Raw genomic sequence first — 20,140 nt, 5'->3', positions numbered from 1 at the left:
ATTTATATGAAGAAAATATTTTATCTTTTTGTAATTAGTTTTTTTATCCTCCTCTTTTCAGGGGCCAGCGTTATGGCGGCCGCAGATCAACCATGTCCCGGGTCGTGTGAAAATATTCCCACCCCACCTATTAAATGCCCCTCATCTGGAGATGAAATTTTGCCTGGACCATGGTTACGTTGTGATCAAACAAACTATTACTGTTGCGCCCCAAAATCTACTCCTGGCGGTACAACTACTGGCAGCAATAACAAAGGCTTTGGTTTTGATAAAGTAAAAAACGTGGCCACTAGTGCAGGTTATAGCCCAAACGAAGTAACACTTGATCAGCGTATTAGTAATATTGTCTCTATATTTTTGTCTTTGCTCGGTGTTCTATTTATGATTTTAATGATTTACGGTGGTTATACCTGGATGACAGCGGCGGGCGATGAGAAAAAAATTGATAAAGCTAAAGATATAATCCGCGCCGCAATAATTGGTCTAATTATTGTTGTCGCCGCTTATGCTATCAGCGTCTTTGTTATTAGTAAGTTATGGGGTACAACCACGACCATAACACCAACATCCTAAATATATGTTTTGGAAAAAATTAATTGTTATATCATCACTACTACTCTTTCCTTTTATTAGTTTTGCTCAAACCACCGGAACTGTTACCGCTTCATCGTCACCGATGCTAAATCGTTTAAAGGGTGTTGGTGTTGGCGCTGGTTATGGAGCAGCAACAGAAATGACTTTAATTGATGTGGTTGGAACGGCTATTAATGGCGTCTTAGGTTTAATGGGAACTATTTTTATTATTTTAATGTTGCTGGCTGGTTATAACTGGATGACGGCGAACGGTGATGATGAGAAAGTTACTAAAGCTAAAACTATAATAAGGCAAGCTATTATTGGCATAATAATTGTGGCTGGCGCTTTTGCGATTTGGAACTTTATCGCTACCTATTTAGTCTCTTAAAAAATATGAAATTTAAATTTTTAAAAATTAAATATCTTGTAACACTAGTTTTTTCTTTGTTATTCATATTAAATATTGCACAAGCTGCCACATCACCATCGGCTGGACCAGGTTTACTGCAGGCTAATGTTATTGGAGATATAAATAATAATACTTCAGCCCTGCAAGAAAGAGCCGGTTATTCAGCGGGCATGACAATAGGCGGCGTTGTTTCAGCTGTTATTAAAGCCTTTCTTTCTATTCTAGGAGTTATTTTTGTAATCTTAATGATTTTGGCTGGTTTCAACTGGATGACAGCGAATGGTGATGAAGAAAAAATCAATAAAGCTAAAGATACTTTGCGTGCCGCAGTTATTGGTTTGATAATTATTGCAGCCTCTTATGCAATTACTTATTTTGTATTTCAAAGTTTACCTGATGGTACTAGTCAGCACGGCGGTTCATAGAAATATTTTGATAAAAAGAAAAAAGACGTTTTACATATTTCGTAAAACGTCTTTTAAGTTTGTGTTTAGTACAAATACCAGAGGCACCTGTTTTGCTTGGTGCCGCTATTGGTTTTCATGGTCATGTTAACATCTTTAAAGACATTAACTTCAAAAGTCCAATCTGGGCTATCGCCTTTAAGTGGGCTTTTGCCATTCCAATATGCTCTATAGTATTCGCCTTCTTCTGTCGGCATTAGATATTGAGCCGCAATTTCTTTTCCCTGCAAATAGTATGAAGCAACGCATATGTTGTCTTCATTCCATATCGTAACCGACTGGTCCCAGGTTGTTTTGTTTACTACATAACCTAGTAACCAACCCCTGGAATCTTGCAGTTTAGTTTTTTCACCTTCGTTGATGGTGGTATTTGAGCTTTCACCCTTGTTGTTAAGCTCAAAATTATTCACCGTGGCTTTAATCACCCTAAAGTGATACCATTCGTCGACGTAAAAGTCGTCGCCGCTAACAACCTCGCCTTTGGCATTTAGTTTTGCCTGGCCAAGCATTCCTCTATCGCCTGCACCACAACCTGATATGTAATTGAAAACAATTACCATCATAACCAACAGAATTAAATTCTTCATTTCAATGTGCTCCTTCTATTATTTTAATATTTTTTTGTTTTTTCTCAGAATTATTGATATTTTATCAATATAGTAATATATCACTTTTATTGATTTTTGTCAATAGATGGTCAAAAATAGGCTAAAATTGGGGCTATATTGATTTATAAAGCTATTCATGCTACAATAAAGATACTAAAGCTAGTATTATTAGATACTAGCTTATTTTAATGGAAAAAAAGAAATATGAGCGAAATAACTAATGCTATAAAGCAGATTTGTGAGGAAAAGGGCTTGTCTTATGAAGCTGTTATCACCACAATTGAATCTGCTTTGGCGGCCGCTTATCGAAAAGATTACGGCGAAAAAAATCAAAATATTAAGGTCGAGTATGATCCAGAGACCAATAAGACCAGGGTCTTTGACATTAAGACTGTAGTTGAGGATATTCCTGAAGAAGAATTAGCTTCATACGCCGAGGTAGTTGAACCTGAGGTCGAAGCTGGTAAAACAAACAACAAAGAAGCTGTTGTGGCTCAAGCTGAACCTGAGTTTAATGAAGAGGATGGTAAGAAGCGTTTTAATCCTAAAACTGAAATGCAAATTTCAGAAGCTAAGGCTTTAAGTAAAAAACATAAACTCGGTGATGAAATAAAAACCGAATTAGAAACTCATGAAGAATATGGTCGTATGGCTGCGCAAACTGCTAAGCAAGTTATTATTCAACGCTTGCGCGAAGCTGAACGCGATATGGTGTTTAGCGAATTTAAAGACAAAGAACATGAAGTTATTACTGGCTTTGTTCAACGCCGCGAAGGTCGTTTGATTTTAGTTGACCTTGGTCGAGCTACTGGTATTATTCCACCAGAAGAACAAGTTAGAACCGAACGTTACACTCCGGGTGAAAGATTAAAGTTTTATGTTAAAGAAGTTAACATCACACCAAAGGGTCCAGAAATTGTTTTGTCACGTACTAGTGAAGAAATTTTGAAAAAAGTTTTCTATTTGGAAATCCCAGAAATTTCTAATGGCTTAGTAGAGATAAAATCTGTCGCCCGTGAAGCTGGTAGTCGTTCTAAGGTAGCCGTTTCTGCTGGCAATGACAACATTGATCCAATTGGATCTTGTGTTGGTCAACGCGGTTCTCGTATTCAAACAATTATTCGCGAACTTGGTGGAGAAAAAATTGATATAATTGAATACAATGAAGATCCCGAAACATTTATTGCTAATGCCCTAGCTCCAGCTAAAGTAGAGCAAGTTCGTTTAGTAGTCGATCAGCATCAAGCCTATATTACTGTTAAGGATGATCAGTTATCTTTGGCGATTGGTAAGGACGGACAAAACGTTCGTTTAGCCGCTCACCTATCTGGTTGGAATATTGATATTGCTGGTGACGGAACTACTGCTGAAAAAACAGAAGAAAAAACTGAAGTTGATGAAACAACCCCAGTTGAAGAAGAAGTAAAAACAGAAGTTGAAGAAGTTGTCGCACCAGAGATTGCAGAAGAAGAAGCAGTTGAAGAGGCTGTTTAATTAAAAATTATCAATTAAAAATTAGAAATTTTTATCTATATGAACAATATTATTTTCCTTATTCTAGGCAGCGCTGCCTTAGCCATTATCTACGGCTTAGTTTTCATCAGTTACATTTTACGTTTACCAGAAGGTAATGAAAAAATGAAAGAGATTGCGGCAGCGATCCAGGAAGGTGCTAAAGCTTATCTTAATCGCCAATACAAGACAGTTGCTGTAGTAGCAATTGTGCTTACAGTTATTATTGGTTTGATTCCATCATTAGGTTGGATGACAGCTTTGGCTTTTATGGTTGGTGCTGTTTTATCAGCCGTGACTGGTTATATTGGTATGAACATTTCTGTACGCGCCAATGTTCGAACTGCTGAAGCAGCCCGTCATGGGATTGCTAAAGCTTTGAACGTCGCCGCTCGTGGTGGAAGTATCACTGGTATGTTGGTGGTTGGTTTGGCTTTACTTGGTACAGCTGGTTTTTATTTTTTAACTCATGATGTTCATGCTTTGATTGGTCTAGGTTTCGGTGGTTCATTGATTTCAGTTTTCGCTCGTTTGGGTGGAGGAATCTTTACTAAAGCCGCTGACGTTGGAGCTGACTTAGTTGGAAAAGTAGAAGCTGGTATTCCAGAAGATGATCCACGCAATCCAGCTGTTATTGCTGACAACGTTGGTGACAACGTTGGTGATTGCGCTGGTATGGCCGCTGACTTATTTGAAACTTATGTTGTTACTTTAATCGCCACAATTATTTTAGGTAAACTTCTTTTCCCTGGTTTTGAAAACGCCTTACTTTATCCTTTGGTCTTAGGTGGAATTTCAATTCTAACTTCAATTGCTGGAACCTTCTTTATTAAATTAGGTAAGAGCAAAAATATTATGGCCGCCTTGTATAAAGGTTTGATTGCGGCTGGCGCTTTAGCTGCGATAATTTTTTATCCAGTAACAAAGTGGCTTATGTCTGGCAATGGTCTTTATAGTATTACTAATATTTATCTTTCAGCTTTGATTGGGTTATTAGTTACTGCGGCGTTGGTCATGATTACTGAATATTATACTTCAACAAAATATAAACCAGTTCAAGAAATTGCTGAAGCATCTACTACTGGTCATGGTACAAACATTATTACTGGTTTAGCTATTTCCATGAAAGCAACTGTTTGGCCAATCATTGTCATCGTAGCTGCTATTTTAGGAGCTTTTCAATTAGCTGGTTTATTTGGTATCGCAATTGCTGCCATGGCTATGTTATCAATGGCAGGAATTATTGTTACCATTGATGCTTACGGACCAATTACCGACAACGCCGGTGGTATTGCTGAGATGGCTGAACTACCAAGCGAAGTTAGAGCTGTAACCGATCCACTAGATGCAGTTGGAAATACTACTAAAGCTGTTACTAAGGGTTATGCCATTGGTAGTGCGGCTTTAGCTGCCTTAGTTTTGTTTGCTGACTTTACTCACAGCGCTGGTTCAAATTTTTCTTTCCAAATCAATAACCCACTAGTTCTTGCTGGTTTGTTTATTGGTGCGATGTTACCTTATTATTTCGCTGCTCTATCAATGCAGGCAGTTAGTCGCGCCGCTGGTAGCGTCGTTGAAGATGTGCGCAAACAGTTTAAGGAAAAACCAGGCATCATGAAGGGTACTGAAAAACCAGATTACGGACGCACAGTTGATATTGTTACTAAAGCGGCTATTAGCCGTATGATTGTTCCAGCTTTGATTCCAGTTCTAGCTCCAATTATTGTTGGTTTTGGTTTGGGTGTTGAAGCTTTGGGCGGTTTATTAATGGGCTCAATTATTACCGGTGTTTTCGTAGCTATTTCCATGACTTCAGGTGGTGGCGCCTGGGACAATGCTAAGAAGTATATTGAGAACGGACACTTTGGTGGTAAGGGCTCAGACGCTCATAAAGCCGCTGTAACAGGCGATACGGTTGGTGATCCATATAAGGACACTGCTGGTCCGGCTATTAACCCAATGATCAAAATTATTAACATTATCGCTTTGTTAATTGTTGCCTTACTTATCTAAATAATTTTCATGCAGGTTACTAAAAATAACATTTCCGCTTCTCGTGTCGAACTCTTAGTTAGTGTTTCAACTGAAGAGATGACTCGTTTTGCCAAACAAGCCGCAACTCATTTATCTGAACATAATAAGATTGAGGGTTTTCGTCCTGGCAAAGCGCCTTATGATGTAATTAAAGACAGACTTGGTGAAATGGCGATTGCTGAGGAAGCTTCTCGTATGGCTGTGGCTAAGACGATCGACGCCGCTATTAAAGAAAATATTGGTGAAGATTGGATTGGTCAACCAGAAATAACAATTACTAAGTTAGTGCCAAATAGTGACTTTGAATATAAGGCTCTAGTAACTCTTTTGCCATCGGTTAAGTTGGGCAAATACAAAGAACTAAAGTTAAGTAAAGAAAAAGTTGTGGTTGATGAAAAAGAAGTTACTAAAGTAATTGATCATTTACGTGAAAGCCGCGTTAAGGAAGTTTTGGTTGAACGCGCTGCCGAAGAAAATGACAAAGTTGTGATTGACGTTAATATGTTATTAGACAAAGTCCCGGTTGATGGTGGCCAAGGCAAAGACGTTGTCGTTGTTATTGGTAAAGATTATTTTGTGCCAGGCTTTGATAAGAACTTAATTGGTCTTAAGAGTGGCGATGAAAAATCTTTTTCAGTTCATTATCCAGCTGATCATCATTTGAAAAATTTATCTGGCAAAGAAGTTGATTTTACAGTAAAAATTAAAGATGTTTTTGCTCGTGAATTACCAGAATTAAACGATGATTTTTTAAATGCTTTTGGTTTGAAAAGTGAAACTGAATTAAAAGAAAATATTAAAAAATCTTTGGAGCATGAAAAGGAACATGAATTAGATAATAAATTTGAAAGAGAGATGCTGGAAAAAATTATTAATGATTCAGAAATTTCAGAGCTACCCGAAGTCTTAATAGAAAATGAAAGTGAAATAATGCTACGCGAATTAGAATATAATGTTAATGCTCAGGGCGGAAAATTTGCTGACTATATGACTGGCTTGAATAAAACTCCGGAAATGTTTAAGCAGGAATTTTTACCACAAGCTAAAGAGCGCGTTAAGGCTAGCTTGATTTTGCGAAACATAATTAAAATCGAAAATATTGTTGTGAGCGACGAAGAAGTAGAAAAAGAAGTCACTGCTTTAAAGAAGCAGTATGCCCATGATCCTAAAGCTTTAGAAACTATTGGATCACTTTATTATCACCGACATATTGAATCATCTTTATTAAATAGAAAAGCTATTACTAATCTACTTGCTTGGAACGTGATTGATAAATAGTCCTACGTTAAAACTTCGGACCATAAATAATATATGAGCGTCTTAGCGCTAAACAAACGAGCGTCTTATGACTATGAATTTTTAGAAAAGTTCATAGCCGGTATTGTTTTGACTGGGCCAGAAGTTAAGGCGGCTAAGGCGGGTTTAGCTAATCTAAAAGGGGCTTTCGTGGTCTTTAGAGATAGCGGCGGTCCTCGACCAGAAGCTTATTTAATAAACTCATATATTGGGCATTATCGTTGTGCGGCTGGCAAAGAATCTTACAACCCAGAAGTACCCCGAAAATTGCTTCTTAGACGGCAAGAAATCTCTCGTTTAGTAGGAAAACAGCAAGAAAAGGGGTTGACATTGGTTCCAATCAGACTGTATACTGAGAGAAGTCTTATTAAGCTAGAATTCGCTATAGCTCGCGGAAAAAAGAGCTTTGACAAGCGTCGAGCCATTAAAGATCGAGAGCTAAAACGAGGTCTTAAAAGTATTCGCCAGAGTGGCGACATAAGGGGCTAGTTCTTAAAATATAAGTTAATTTTTTTAACTTTATACCCTATATAGGGGATGCTAGGATTTGATAGTAAATCTCGGCATTAGTATCCAGGTCGTGCTGATTATCACGCAAATCCAATCAAAATAACAGTTGTCAAAACTGTAAACGCCAAGGCTGCTTTCTCTTTTAAGATCCCAGCTTTCGCGACCGTTGCCGCTTAAAGCCGCAACCATCCGCCCAATGTATTCTGCGCGTTGGATCACGGGTGTCATACTGCAGAACCGATTAGTACTTGTTGCCTGACAATATTAATTTAAACAAATTCAGACTAGTTTTTGTCAGTTTTGTCTGATCTTAATGACAAAAGCGAAAACTTAGATCAGGCTATGTCTGTACAGATGCTAATGACGTTTTATTAGACAGGGGTTCAACTCCCCTCATCTCCACCATTCGACTCGCCTTCGACGAGCTCAGGCTCGCTCATGGTGTTACACCTGAGATCATGCAAAGCGAGGCGAATGCCCCGAGTTTATCGAGGGGCATTGTTGTTTAAAGATTAATAAGCCGAAGTGGCGGAATTGGTAGACGCGACGGACTTAAAATCCGTTTGCAGTAATATGCAGTGAGGGTTCGATTCCCTCCTTCGGCACCAGCCTTCGCCAAGGCTACGGCTGGCAAGCCGAAGTTTTGATGAAGAAGAAAATGTTTTTAGCCTATGATGGCGGGCTTGCCCGCCGAAGCCCGTTAGGGCGTAGGCGGGTATCGTATAATGGTTATTATATTGCCTTGCCAAGGCAGAGATACGGGTTCGATTCCCGTTACCCGCTCCAAGTTAAATAATTAGTTTAGACAAATGCGTCGAACACATCGCAAACCGAAAAATCAAGAACCGCAAAAAACTTTCCGTATTAATCGGGCTATTCATGCACCGATTGTTATGTTGATTGATGATGAGGGAACTTTTCGTGGTGAGATGCCAGTCGCTGATGCAATTGCCTTGGCCGAAGAAAATGAACTTGATTTAGTAGAAGTAAACCCTACCGCCAACCCACCAATTGTAAAAATTGCTGATTATGGACAATTCAAATATGAACGCGAGAAAAAAGCTCAGAAACAAAAGGTGCAATTAAGAAAGAGTGAAATCAAGGGCTTGCGTTTATCAATTAGAATTGGTGACCATGATTTAAATGTTCGTTCAGAGCAGGCTAAGAAGTTTTTGTCTAAAGGAGACAAGCTTCGCCTTGAATTACAGCTTCGCGGCCGAGAAAGACAGCACCCAGAATTAGCTCGTCAGATGGTTGATAAGTTTCTCGGTATCTTAAGAGCCGACCCAGAATTCAGTATCGTGGTTGAAGAAGGCTTGACAAGCCAGGGTGGAAAGTTTACTATGGTAGTAATTAACAAAAAAAGCTAAAATTTATCTAATGTAATTGAAATTTTGACGATATGCCAAAGATAAAAACACACAAAGCGACAGTAAAAAGATTTACCAAAACTAAGACAAATAAGCTTATTCGTCGTAAGTCTGGTCAGGATCATTTTAATTCTCGCGAGTCAGGTAAAACTGTACGAAATAAGCGCCGTGATGTAAGTGTTCACAAGAGTGACTCTAAGAACATCATGTCTTTTATTCCTTATAATTAGTCTACAACCCCGTATTTACGGGACAAGTTTATAATAATTTAATGTATGCCTAGAGTAAAACGAGGAACCACCCATGTAAAGAAGCGCCGCAAGCTTTTGAAGAAAACCAAGGGCTATAAATGGGGTCGCAAAAAACTTATTAAACAAGCCAAAACTGCAGTCTTGAAAGCTGGTGTTAATGCTTATGTTGATCGTCGCAATAAAAAGCGAACCCGTCGTGCCTTGTGGCAGATTAAGATTAGCGCATTTATGAAAGCTCATGATTTGTCATACTCTAAGTTTATTGGCATGTTAAAAAAAGCTGATGTAGTTGTTGATCGCAAGATTCTGGCTGATTTAGCAGTTAATCATCCAGTTGTCTTAGAAAACATTATTAAAAAAGTTAATAAATAGGCTATGACTATTGATCCACGCCTTACTCAAATAGCTCAGATAGTAGTTTCAGTTTTACTTATCGTAGTTATTCTTTTACAAAATAGAGGAACAAGCTTATCAGGAATTTTTGGTGGTTCAAGCAATGTCTTTCAAACTAAAAGAGGTGTTGAAAAGGTTCTCTTTATTACAACAATTGTTTTAGCTGTCCTTTTCTTTGGACTATCAGTTGTTCGTTTGTTTGCATCATAAATTTTAAGTCTCTTTTGAGATATTATACATATGAACAAAGCAGCTTTGATTGAAAAAATTTCTGATGAAACTCATATTGCCAAAAGACAAGTAGAAGAAGTTGTTGATAAGATGGTTGATATTATTGTTAATCAATTAAAAAATGGTAGTAAGGTTAGCCTAGTAGGCTTTGGTGCTTTTGAAGCCAGAACCAGACACACTCGAGGTGGTGTTAACCCTCAGAAGCCTAATGAAAGAATTCAAATTCCTGAAGTCAAAGTCGCTAAGTTTAAAACCGGAAAGACTTTGAAAGATGCCTTAAAAGGTAAATTTTAATTTAAAAAAATTAGAACCCCTGGTCGAAAGACTAGGGGTTCTTTTTTATACTTGTTTGTTTTATTGTACTTTGTCTTTTATTGGGCAAAATATTAGTATGGTTTCTACTAATGACCTTGCAGTTACGTCCCAAGATTCAGCTAATAATTTAATACCCTCATCTATATTTAGATCCTTGTAGATTAATAAATCTAAAGATATTTCATTAGTTATGAAATCAGGTCTGGCGCTCACAAGGCTCCAGCTAGCCACATTTACAACCAAGCTAGACAGAAGACAAGACTTCGAGTAGATAATAAATTTTTGAACTAAAGGAATATTTTTTATTTCCCCCTTTTTAACGAGCTCTATAACCTGGACTATTGTACTACTCTCTTCTATGAAGGGAGTAAATACGTGATGTTCTGTTGAATATAAGCCAACTCCATTTAGCTTCATGATTACCCTCCTCGTTTTTTTATTTTTTTAAATATATTTGTGCACCCAGCAAGGATCGAACTTGCGACCATTCGCTTAAGAGGCGACTGCTCTACCGCTGAGCTATGGGTGCATATAACAATTTCAAATTTCAAATTCTAAATTTCAAAATTAAATCATTAAAAAATTGTTTTTAAATTTGAAACTTAAAATTTAAAATTGTTCTTGGTAGCTGGGGAGAGGCTTGAACTCTCGACCTCGGCGTTATGAGTGCCGCGCTCTAACCAACTGAGCTACCCAGCCATATAATAATTTCAAATTTCAAATTCTAAATTTTAAGCTAAATCGTAGATATATTCAAAACCGCCATAGGCGGTCACAACAATTTATCATTTAAAACTTAAAATTTGAAATTGTCCTTGTGCACCCGGCAGGATTCGAACCCACAACCCCTTGGTCCGAAGCCAAGTGCTCTATCCATTGAGCTACGAGTGCTTGTTCTCAATGTGACAATCATAGCATATTATTTAAAAAAAACAAGGTCTTTTAAGGGCTTAAGACCCTTGCGCCAAGCGGTGTTTTCGTGTATAATAAGGAAGATTTATTTTCCTATGACAAATACCCCTCCTAAGAATAGCAAGAAAAGTTCACGAGAGATCTCAAAAAATCTTATTCGGGTTCAAGGCGCCAGGGTTCACAACCTAAAAAATATCAGTATTGATATTCCACGAGACAAATTAGTAGTTATTACTGGTTTGTCTGGTTCAGGTAAATCATCCCTCGCTTTTGATACTATTTATGCTGAAGGTCAACGTCGCTATGTTGAATCTTTATCAGCTTATGCTCGTCAGTTTGTTGGCTTGATTGATAAACCTGATGTTGATTTGATTGAAGGTTTGTCGCCAGCAATTTCAATTGACCAAAAATCAACTTCACATAATCCCCGCTCTACCGTTGGAACCGTAACTGAGATTTATGATTATCTGCGTTTGTTGTTTGCTCGTATTGGTATTCCACATTGTCCAAATTGTCATTTAAAAGTTAAGCCATATTCAATTGATGAAATTATTCATCAGATGATTGATCTTTGTCTTGATGAAGAAGTAATTATTTTGGCACCAATTATTAAAGATAAAAAAGGTGAACACAAATCAGTTGTGCCAAGTATTAAGCGCGCTGGTTTTGGTCGCGTGCGTTTTGATGGTACGATTTATTCCTTAGAAGAGTTTGAAGATTTGAATGTTGATAAACAAAAACGTCATAGTTTAGAAATTGTAGTTGATCGCGTGACGGTTAATAAAGATAAGTCCGATGTTTCTCGTTTAACTGAAGCAGTTGAAAAATCACTTGATTTAGGCGAGGGCATAATGTATATTTGGCAAGTTAAAAAAGAAGCTTTAAAAATATTTTCTCGTCTTTTAGCATGTCCAAATTGTGGTTTAACAATCATGGAACCAGAGCCACATCACTTTTCTTTTAACTCTCCTCACGGCGCCTGTGCCGATTGTTCAGGTCTTGGTACAAAATTAGAAGTTGATCCAGAATTAGTTTTCAATGAAAGATTAACTATAGCTCAAGGCGGCATTAAACCTTGGGTGCATAATAATATTAATGGCCAGATGTGGTTGTCGCGCCAATTAGGTTTAGCGGCTCAGGATTATGGCTTTGATCTTAATACTCCAATTAGTGAATTAAACGCCAAGCAGCGCGGCATGATTCTCCATGGTACGACTCCAAAAGATACGACCAGCTTTGAAGGCATTGTGCCTAATTTGATGCGCCGCTATGAGCAAACTGAGTCAGACTATATTCGCAAAGAAATTGAAAGTTATATGAGAATTCTTATTTGTCCGGCCTGTGATGGACAAAGGCTTAAGGCTGAAAGTTTAGCGGTTAAGGTCGCGGGGCATTCAATTCACGAAGTAACGGTTAAATCAATTGAAGAAGCTAGAGACTTTTTCGTGGCGCTTGATGCTAATAAAGACTTAACAGCGCGCGAGAAAAAAATCTCGATTCAGATTGTTAAAGAAATTAAAATGCGCCTTAATTTCTTACTTAATGTGGGCCTAGATTATTTAACTTTGTCACGCAGTGCTGGATCATTGTCAGGTGGTGAGGCACAACGTATTAGATTGGCCACTCAAATTGGCTCAGCTCTAATGGGCGTTTTATATATTTTAGATGAACCATCAATTGGTTTACACCAAAGAGATAATGATAAGTTAATTGAAACTTTAAAAGATTTGCGAGATTTAGGTAATACTGTAATCGTCGTTGAACACGATGCTGCCACTATGGAAGCTAGTGATTATATTATTGACATTGGGCCTGGCGCTGGTGAACACGGCGGAACAATTGTGGCTGCTGGAACTCCAGCCGAAATAAAGAAATCAACCAAGTCTTTGACTGGTCAATATTTGTCAGGTAAAAAATCAATTCCAGTACCAAGTAAGTATCGCGCTGGTAACGGACATGCTATAAAAATCATAGGTGCGATTGAACACAATTTAAAAAATATTAATGTTGAAATTCCACTTGGGAAATTAGTAGCGATTACCGGTGTGTCTGGTTCTGGAAAATCAACTTTAGTGACTGATATTTTAGCTAAGGCTTTGAATAAAAAGTTTTACCATGCTAAAGACATGCCTGGTAAACACGATCACATTGAAGGCTTAGAGCAATTAGATAAAGTAATTGATATTGATCAGTCACCAATTGGTAGAACGCCGCGTTCTAATGCCGCAACTTATACTGGTTTGTTTACACCAATCAGAGATTTATTTTCGGCACTGCCTGAAGCAAAAATTAGAGGTTATCAACCAGGTCGTTTTTCTTTTAACGTGGTTGGTGGTCGCTGCGAATCTTGCTCGGGCGATGGAATAATTAAAATTGAAATGCAATTTTTGCCTGATGTTTATGTTGAATGTGATGTTTGCCATGGTCAGCGTTATCAGAGAGAAGTTTTAGAAATTCATTATAAGGGCAAAAATATTTCTGATGTTTTGAATATGACAGTTGAAGAAGCCATGGCCTTTTTCAAACATATTCCTTTAATCCATCAAAAGCTAGCCACTCTATTCGAAGTTGGCTTAGGCTATATTAAACTCGGCCAATCAGCCACGACTTTATCAGGCGGTGAAGCGCAGCGTATTAAATTAGCCACTGAACTATCACGTCGTCCAACTGGTCAGACTTTATATATTTTAGATGAACCAACCACCGGTCTACACTTTGAAGATATTCGTCGCTTGCTAACTATTTTGCAACGCTTAGTTGATCGTGGTAACACGGTTATGATTATTGAGCATAACTTAGATGTAATTAAGTCAGTTGATTGGATTATTGACCTCGGCCCTGAAGGCGGTAATAAGGGCGGTGAAGTAGTCGCCTTGGGGACGCCGAAAGAAGTAGCGAAAAATAAGAGAAGTTATACGGGGAAATATTTGGTGGGATTGATGTAAATTTTTTTATAACTCAGATTTTTTAAAGACAAAATTTTTAGCCAAGCGGCGTTTCCATGTTTTCGCCTTTTTTTTATTTTTAGTAATTATTATTTTAGGATTTTTACAATTAGCTAATATACGATGTAATTCTTTTTTTTCTTCTTCGCCAAATGAAGAAGTTTTTTTAAATAATAAATCTATTTCTTTGGTTGTTTTTTCACTATAGCGGGTTGTTATAAAATAATCATCTATAATACAGAAGTTATCAGTTCTAATAACTGATAACTTATCATCTATAGCAATTTGAAAATTGTCTCTACTAAAGTTTCTTTTTAATTTTTGAGCTGCTGGCGTGTCATTTCCTAAAGTCAGAGCTATTTTTAATTTATTTTTAATAGATATTTCAAATAAATATAATTCAGACTGCGGTCGTTCATGAATAAATAAACTATGATGATTAAAAAAGAAAAATGGCTTATTTTTAAATGTTTCAGCTAAAGACAAAAATAAATGTCCCCAATAAATATCAAGGGCCTCTGTATTTTTAAAAGTAATAACCTTTCTTTGATTATTAGCCTTATTTAGTATAGGTAAAATAAGACCATAATTTTGTTCACTACTTTCTATAAAGTTTTTAAAACGTGATAGCCAGACTTTGTTTAAAGAGAATAATGTCTTTTCTTTTATTACTATCTCTTCTTGTAAGAGCTGGCGCAAAGCTTTATATAACCCCTGTTTACTAATAGGTATTTTTTTGGAAATTTGTAATAAAAGATCCGTGCCATTTATTGGTCCGGTGCTAAGAATGTCTAATAGCTCTTCTTGTAGGGAAGAGGCAAATGGTATTATTGTAAACTTTTTGTTTACTAGCATACTATTATTATAATCTTTTTTGAATATTTGTCAAGGGCATTGTATATTGAGATATTCTTTAAAAATTAAATAAAAGGAAAAATAAAATGAGCAGAAAAAATTTAGACAAATACCATGGTTTTAATAAATACCTTGGTAGAAAATTTGATGATTTCATAATAAAAGAAATAGATAGTCGATCGGATGTTGATACTTTGCGATTTTTGTATAAAAAATTTCTTAGAAAGAAACTAGGTACGGCTCATCAACGAGTAACTCAAGTATTTATCGCCGCTATGTTATTTGGGATAGATGTAGAAAAATATTTTAATGAGTTATTGAGATTGGCAGCTGTTCCAGAGCTACTTATTTGGTCAGAATATGGATTTAACTGGGTGACCGATGATAAAAACAATGATTCAGAAACTAAATATGAAGAAAACATCAATTTAATTACTAGTCAGTATTTATTAACCGAAGTAACTAATTTTCTTCCAAGTAATATGTTAAAAAGATATTTAGAATTATATCGTTGGGGGATTTTTGGTTGCTTAACCGTAGAAAAGGATCTTCGTATTACAAATTGGGAAAATATGCGCGATGAACAAGTTTTTTGGAAAAGCTATAGTGATAATCATTGCATTCCTGACGTTGGAGCTTTATATGCTTATTGTTTTGAATTAGTAATAGATTATTTTAATGTAAAGATCGATAAAGTACTTGCGAGTAGTATTTTTAAGGTAGGCATGGAATTTGGTCGAGGCGTACAAATTAACGGAGATTTATCTGATTTTATGATTCCTAATAATCTGGTATTTACTACTGAGAAAAGACCTCAAAAAGATTATTTTATCGACATTAGAACCGATAGGCTTACTTATCCAATTTGGTTATTACTGAGATTTACAGAGAAGAATAATCCGGATCTTTTTACTAAAATAGTTGATAGTGCTAAGAATAGAGCTTATCCTGAGGATAATTTTTATTTTTCAGTATATAACTGCTTAAAAGATCAAGGGATAGTGCAAACTATGTTGGCTTTTCTTAGATCAGAAAAAGATCGGTTAACTAAAGAAATTGAAAAACTTGATCTTAATAAAGATGGTCTTGGATTGTGGTCTGGGGCAATATCAATACTAACTAATAATAAATTTCAAAGACAAATAGAAAAAGACTACGGTATATTGATGAGTTGAATGTTTTTTAAAGCAGAATCCATGGTGGATTTTGCTTTTTTATTTTAAATCTCTGTTCTAATTAGTTCCGGCGTCGCCCGCCCTGTATCCCATACCGCGTAAGTCGATGGTGTTTGTCCTAGGCTGCCTGGATTAATTAATAAAACATTTTCCTTTTCTTCGAGCCAGGGTTTGTGCGTGTGGCCATAAAAAATAATCTGTGGTTTTTGTTTGAGTAGAGACACGCCATGGCGTGTCTCTACAATTTTACGTGGTTCATGACAGAGACCAATTTTTTTGTGATCTAATTCTATGATTCCTGATTCTCCTAGGTTAATAATATTTTTTGGAATATCTTTTTTATCAAAAGTATCAGCATTACCAAAGACAAAATAAATTTTACCTGAAAATAATTCTGCAATTAAATTGATTGTATCTATATTGCCTACATCACCACAGATTAATAAAACAGCAAATTTTTCGGCAGCGAAAAAACTCCTTAAATAAGGAGTGTTATCGTGCACATCGGAGATAATGGCAATTTTCATATTAGTACATTGTCAGAACCGCAGATGACACAGATTTATTGATGCTCACAGATAAATAATATCTGTGTTAATCTGCTTATCAGCGTAATCTGTGGTTCAGACAATTAAGCGGCAACGCGGAAAACTTCGTCTAATGTCGTTTCTCCGGCCAAAGCTTTTAGAATGCCGTCTTGAGTCATTAAGATTGAACCTTGTTTTAGAGCTAGGTCTTCAATTTCTGTTTCAGTTACGGTTGGAGTTTGGATTAACTTCTGCATATCAGAAGTCATAGCAATAGCTTCGTAAATACCAATTCGGCCCTTGTAGCCAATCTTACCACAAGCATCACAACCAACGGCTTTATAGAGATTATAATCTTTTGGAACTTCAACGCCACTTAATGGTTGAATACGATCAAGAATGTCTTTTATTTTCTTTTCCATCTCAGGACTAATAGCATCTTTTGTTTTACAAGCTGGGCAGAGTTTTCTAACTAAGCGCTGACCAATTGAACATTCAATAGAGCTAGATAATAGTGCCTTGTCTACGCCTAAACCAACAAAGCGAGAAATAGCACCCGCGGCGCTGTTGGCGTGAATTGTGGACAAAACCAAGTGACCGGTTAAAGCGGCTTCAATAGCAACTTTGGCAGTTTCTTCATCACGAATTTCACCAACCATGATAATGTTTGGATTCTGACGCATTAAGCTGCGCAAGGCAGCAGCAAAAGTATAGCCTTCTTCAGTATTAACTTGAGTTTGCATCACGCCTTCAAGATTATATTCAATCGGATCTTCAATCGTAATAATCTTAACGCTGGAATTGTTTAATTTATTTAACAGGCTATAGAGGGTTGTAGTTTTACCAGAACCAGTTGGACCGGTTGTTAAGATTACGCCCTTGGTTTTAGTAATGGAGTTATTAATAATTTTTAGGGAGACGTTACCGATGCCGAGTTTTTCCATCTCCAGGCTCTTGGCTTGAGATGATAGCAAACGAATAACAGCTGTTTCTCCATAACCACCGGCAATAATAGAAATACGACAATCAATTTTTAAGTCAGGTCCATAAATTGTAAAGCGACCGTCGTAAGTTGGCTTCTTGATGTTTGAAGCAAAGCCAGCTGTATTTTTAATTTCAGATAGCAATGGAATATAGTGCTCGCGTCCTAAGGATGCTATGTCATGCAAAATGCCGTCAATACGATAGCGGATTTTAACACCGTCTTCGCTAGGATCAATGTGAACGTCACCTGCCTCAGCTTTAATTCCGCCGGCCATGACAATATTTATAATTTCATTGGTGTGATGAGCTTCTAATAATTTTCCATTATCCTCACCGATGTTTTTAATTAAGTCAGTTCCTTCAACCATGTTTTCTTCGGTCAACTTAAGACCACGACCAATAGTTTTTGAAACAACGATATCATAAAGCTTGTCGATGTATTCCATTTTACCAGCCGCCTCATATACTTCTTCTAAAGAGGTAACACCGTCCAAAACTTTTAAGATACCATCTTGTAACATTGTGACCATGCCGTTTTCAATCGCTTGTTCTAGAATTTTAAAGCTAGCCGCATTTTGTGCAGTTAACTCTTTGATGGCTTGATCAATTGTCATGACTTCATAAATACCAATACGTCCTTTGTAACCTAGGTTGTTACAAGCTTCACAGCCAACAGCTTTATAAACTTTTGGTAATTCTTTTGGTACGTCAACGTTAGCGCGTGGACTTATAACAGCCAGAATTTTTTTTATCTTTTCTTCATCTTCTTTGGCAATAGTTTGTTCAGCCTTACACTTTAGGCAAAGCTTTCTAACTAAGCGCTGACCAACAATAACGTTTAAAGCTGGTGACAAAAGATAAGGTTGAACGCCTAGGTCCAAGAGACGAGGAATCACTCCTGCGGCGTCGTTCGTGTGTAGTGTTGATAAGACCAAGTGGCCGGTTAAAGCAGCTCTAACGGCGATTTCAGCGGTTTCTAGGTCACGTGTTTCACCAACCATGACAATGTCAGGGTCTTGGCGCAAGACTGACCTCAAGCCAGAAGCAAAGTTATAGCCTTTGCTTTCGTCAATTTGGCTTTGGTTAATGCCAGCCAGCTCATATTCAACAGGATCTTCAAGGGTAATAATCTTAGTACCAGGCTTATTTAAGCGGTTAATCATGGCGTAAAGCGTAGTGGTTTTACCAGAACCCGTAGGACCAGTCACTAAAACTAAACCATTTGGCTTGTCTACTTCGTTTTGCAAAACTTCATAAACACGAGGCATTAAACCAAGGGCTTCAAAGCTTAAACTAATCGAACTTGAGCGTAGTAAACGCATAACAACGCTTTCTCCAAAAGCGGTTGGCAAGAAAGAAGAACGAACGGCAATTTTTTCATCAGCTGTGTTTATGTCAAAACGACCATCCTGTGGTTTGTCATCAATGTTAATTTTTACTCTTGATAAAGCTTTTAAGCGTGAGATAACGCGATGCCATTTTTCTCTATCCATTACAGCGGCTTCTTGTAAAACTCCGTCAACACGCAAGCGAATAACCACGCCTTGTTCTTCAGCTTCAATGTGCACATCGCTTGAGCCAACTTTTAAGGCAGCAGCAATTATTAAAACAATAACATCGCTCATGCTGACTTTATTTATTTTTTCGCCAAGTGATTTGTAATCCTTTAATTCTTCTTTAAACTTGATAAGGTCTTCAGCTTTAACTTCAACAGCCTCAATAACAGCTTTGATTTTAGGTAAACTCTTGTATAACCAAAGAGCATGATCCATGCTGTGTGAAGAAACTAGATAGATTTCACCGTTTTGTATGAAAAACTTGTCTTGTAATTCTTTTAGCTTAGCCTGAACGTTTTGTGATAATGGATCAAGGGCGGCTAATCTAATTTTTTTACCATCAAAGTAAAAACAAACAACTGATTTTTCATTTGCTTCTTTTTCATCAATTAAAGATAGTGCTTCTTGGCTAATCGGGAAGCCGGCTAGGTCAATATAAAGCACGCCAGCACTTAGGGCGCGGGCATTGGTTAATCTTTCCAAATCTTTAAGTTTTATTTCGTTTTGTTTTTTGGCAAATTTACCCTCAAGCGTGTCTTCATCTAGAGGTTTTTCAGTACCGCTTGAATGGATTAAATCGTCAATTGATTGCATGTCGTCACTCATAAGAAAAGAGCCTTGATTAAAAACATTTAACTATAAATTGCTCTATTAGTGTACCACGAGAAAGACCTTTCTTCAATTATGTTAATTGAATATTTTATGGTATAATTATTGAGTATTTAAAGTTTTCCTGCACCCTCGGTGCAACCCTTTTTACTGTATGAAAAAATTATTCCATCTTTTGGGACAAAAAATGCCTCCGGCCACACCATTGATTTTACATGACGGAGCTAACGACGGCGAACACAATTGGCTGAATTTTGGCGAAGAAGAAGGCCAGCTTTCAGTTGATATCTATCAAACTGACGATGATTTAATTGTTAAATCAACTATTGCTGGCGCTACCAGCAAAGACGTTGAGGTATCTTTAGTTGATGATATGTTAACTATACGTGGCAAGCGTGAACTTGACGAAGAGGTTGCCTCTGATGCTTACCTGTACCGTGAATGTTATTGGGGTCGTTTTTCTCGTTCTATTGTTCTACCGGTTGAAGTGCGTGGTGATAAGGTTATGGCATCTTTGCATAATGGTGTTTTGACGGTTGTTCTACCTAAAGTAAAACGTTCTAAGCATACTAAAATTAGAGTTAAAGAATCCGGTTCTAAAGCCTAAT

Annotated in this window: 20 protein-coding genes, 5 tRNA genes and 1 other RNA gene; 18 read left to right on the top strand and 8 right to left on the bottom strand. The window is 37.1% G+C overall.

Features of this window, described 5'->3' with window-relative positions; translation table 11 throughout:
- Nucleotides 1–6: 6 nt before the first annotated feature.
- From NTY12_04865 to NTY12_04855, 3 genes are read left to right on the top strand one after another with little or no spacing between them, the layout of a single operon-like run.
- Nucleotides 7–573 (top strand): pilin, encoded by a 567-nt coding sequence (locus tag NTY12_04865; protein MCX6793323.1) that lies wholly within the window; start codon nt 7–9, stop codon nt 571–573.
- 4 nt (nt 574–577) lie between these two features.
- The gene (locus NTY12_04860) at nt 578–964 is read left to right on the top strand and encodes a hypothetical protein (protein ID MCX6793322.1); all 387 of its coding nucleotides are present in this window, start codon (nt 578–580) and stop codon (nt 962–964) included.
- Nucleotides 965–969: 5 nt separating this feature from the next.
- Nucleotides 970–1,410 (top strand): pilin, encoded by a 441-nt coding sequence (locus NTY12_04855; GenBank protein MCX6793321.1) that lies wholly within the window; start codon nt 970–972, stop codon nt 1,408–1,410.
- 65 nt (nt 1,411–1,475) lie between these two features.
- Here the strand turns inward: NTY12_04855 and NTY12_04850 are convergent, their stop codons facing one another.
- The gene (locus NTY12_04850; GenBank protein ID MCX6793320.1) at nt 1,476–2,036 is read right to left on the bottom strand and encodes a hypothetical protein; all 561 of its coding nucleotides are present in this window, start codon (nt 2,034–2,036) and stop codon (nt 1,476–1,478) included.
- Nucleotides 2,037–2,261: 225 nt separating this feature from the next.
- Here NTY12_04850 and nusA point away from each other — a divergent pair, with 225 nt between their 5' ends.
- The 12 genes from nusA to NTY12_04790 all read left to right on the top strand — a co-directional run bounded on the left by nusA (nt 2,262) and on the right by NTY12_04790 (nt 9,948).
- Entirely contained in the window at nt 2,262–3,551 is a 1,290-nt protein-coding gene (gene nusA, locus NTY12_04845) for a transcription termination factor NusA (GenBank protein MCX6793319.1), read from the top strand.
- Between the two features lie 39 nt (nt 3,552–3,590).
- The gene (locus tag NTY12_04840) at nt 3,591–5,582 is read left to right on the top strand and encodes a sodium-translocating pyrophosphatase (protein ID MCX6793318.1); all 1,992 of its coding nucleotides are present in this window, start codon (nt 3,591–3,593) and stop codon (nt 5,580–5,582) included.
- Nucleotides 5,583–5,591: 9 nt separating this feature from the next.
- Complete coding sequence (gene tig, locus NTY12_04835) at nt 5,592–6,881, top strand: trigger factor (GenBank protein ID MCX6793317.1); 1,290 nt, start codon at nt 5,592–5,594, stop codon at nt 6,879–6,881.
- Nucleotides 6,882–6,914: 33 nt separating this feature from the next.
- Nucleotides 6,915–7,388 (top strand): SsrA-binding protein SmpB, encoded by a 474-nt coding sequence (gene smpB, locus NTY12_04830; GenBank protein MCX6793316.1) that lies wholly within the window; start codon nt 6,915–6,917, stop codon nt 7,386–7,388.
- Between the two features lie 44 nt (nt 7,389–7,432).
- Nucleotides 7,433–7,814, top strand: a transfer-messenger RNA (tmRNA) gene (gene ssrA, locus NTY12_04825).
- A 114-nt stretch (nt 7,815–7,928) separates the two neighbouring features.
- A tRNA-Leu gene (locus NTY12_04820) sits at nt 7,929–8,017 on the top strand.
- A gap of 103 nt (nt 8,018–8,120) precedes the next feature.
- Nucleotides 8,121–8,195, top strand: a tRNA-Gly gene (locus tag NTY12_04815).
- A gap of 23 nt (nt 8,196–8,218) precedes the next feature.
- A complete protein-coding gene (gene infC, locus NTY12_04810) occupies nt 8,219–8,779 on the top strand; it encodes a translation initiation factor IF-3 (GenBank protein MCX6793315.1) in 561 nt (186 codons plus the stop codon).
- A gap of 32 nt (nt 8,780–8,811) precedes the next feature.
- A complete protein-coding gene (gene rpmI / locus NTY12_04805; GenBank protein MCX6793314.1) occupies nt 8,812–9,009 on the top strand; it encodes a 50S ribosomal protein L35 in 198 nt (65 codons plus the stop codon).
- A 45-nt stretch (nt 9,010–9,054) separates the two neighbouring features.
- Nucleotides 9,055–9,402: a 50S ribosomal protein L20 gene (rplT, locus tag NTY12_04800; GenBank protein MCX6793313.1), complete on the top strand. Its 348-nt coding sequence runs from the start codon at nt 9,055–9,057 to the stop codon at nt 9,400–9,402.
- Nucleotides 9,403–9,405: 3 nt separating this feature from the next.
- Nucleotides 9,406–9,633 carry a preprotein translocase subunit SecG gene (gene secG / locus NTY12_04795; protein MCX6793312.1) on the top strand — a complete coding sequence of 76 codons (228 nt, stop codon included), beginning with the start codon at nt 9,406–9,408 and terminating at the stop codon, nt 9,631–9,633.
- A 30-nt stretch (nt 9,634–9,663) separates the two neighbouring features.
- Nucleotides 9,664–9,948, top strand: a complete 285-nt coding sequence (locus NTY12_04790) for an HU family DNA-binding protein (protein ID MCX6793311.1) — start codon at nt 9,664–9,666, stop codon at nt 9,946–9,948.
- Nucleotides 9,949–10,008: 60 nt separating this feature from the next.
- On the opposite strand, the gene NTY12_04785 is transcribed toward NTY12_04790, so the two are convergent.
- The 4 genes from NTY12_04785 to NTY12_04770 form a co-directional block, all read right to left on the bottom strand.
- On the bottom strand, nt 10,009–10,386 hold the full coding sequence (locus tag NTY12_04785) for a hypothetical protein (protein MCX6793310.1): 378 nt from the start codon (nt 10,384–10,386) through the stop codon (nt 10,009–10,011).
- Nucleotides 10,387–10,426: 40 nt separating this feature from the next.
- Nucleotides 10,427–10,498 (bottom strand) — tRNA-Lys (locus NTY12_04780).
- Nucleotides 10,499–10,591: 93 nt separating this feature from the next.
- Nucleotides 10,592–10,668 (bottom strand) — tRNA-Met (locus tag NTY12_04775).
- A gap of 119 nt (nt 10,669–10,787) precedes the next feature.
- Nucleotides 10,788–10,860, bottom strand: a tRNA-Arg gene (locus tag NTY12_04770).
- Between the two features lie 116 nt (nt 10,861–10,976).
- Between NTY12_04770 and uvrA the strand changes: the two genes are divergently transcribed.
- Nucleotides 10,977–13,826 (top strand): excinuclease ABC subunit UvrA, encoded by a 2,850-nt coding sequence (gene uvrA, locus NTY12_04765; GenBank protein MCX6793309.1) that lies wholly within the window; start codon nt 10,977–10,979, stop codon nt 13,824–13,826.
- Nucleotides 13,827–13,832: 6 nt separating this feature from the next.
- On the opposite strand, the gene NTY12_04760 is transcribed toward uvrA, so the two are convergent.
- Complete coding sequence (locus tag NTY12_04760; GenBank protein ID MCX6793308.1) at nt 13,833–14,681, bottom strand: hypothetical protein; 849 nt, start codon at nt 14,679–14,681, stop codon at nt 13,833–13,835.
- A gap of 203 nt (nt 14,682–14,884) precedes the next feature.
- Between NTY12_04760 and NTY12_04755 the strand changes: the two genes are divergently transcribed.
- The gene (locus tag NTY12_04755; protein MCX6793307.1) at nt 14,885–15,856 is read left to right on the top strand and encodes a hypothetical protein; all 972 of its coding nucleotides are present in this window, start codon (nt 14,885–14,887) and stop codon (nt 15,854–15,856) included.
- A 44-nt stretch (nt 15,857–15,900) separates the two neighbouring features.
- Here NTY12_04755 and NTY12_04750 read toward each other — a convergent pair whose 3' ends face one another.
- Together NTY12_04750 and NTY12_04745 are read right to left on the bottom strand one after the other, a co-directional pair.
- Nucleotides 15,901–16,383 (bottom strand): YfcE family phosphodiesterase, encoded by a 483-nt coding sequence (locus NTY12_04750; GenBank protein ID MCX6793306.1) that lies wholly within the window; start codon nt 16,381–16,383, stop codon nt 15,901–15,903.
- 104 nt (nt 16,384–16,487) lie between these two features.
- The gene (locus tag NTY12_04745) at nt 16,488–19,529 is read right to left on the bottom strand and encodes a GspE/PulE family protein (protein MCX6793305.1); all 3,042 of its coding nucleotides are present in this window, start codon (nt 19,527–19,529) and stop codon (nt 16,488–16,490) included.
- 157 nt (nt 19,530–19,686) lie between these two features.
- Here NTY12_04745 and NTY12_04740 point away from each other — a divergent pair, with 157 nt between their 5' ends.
- Nucleotides 19,687–20,139, top strand: a complete 453-nt coding sequence (locus NTY12_04740) for an Hsp20/alpha crystallin family protein (GenBank protein ID MCX6793304.1) — start codon at nt 19,687–19,689, stop codon at nt 20,137–20,139.
- Nucleotide 20,140 lies beyond the last annotated feature (1 nt).

The sequence above is a fragment of the Candidatus Falkowbacteria bacterium genome (assembly GCA_026396835.1).
In the GTDB taxonomy this organism is placed as follows: Bacteria; Patescibacteriota; Patescibacteriia; order Patescibacteriales; family Patescibacteriaceae; genus Patescibacterium.
Note: the sequence above shows the minus strand (reverse complement) of the source record. Positions and strands in the feature narration are given on the sequence as shown.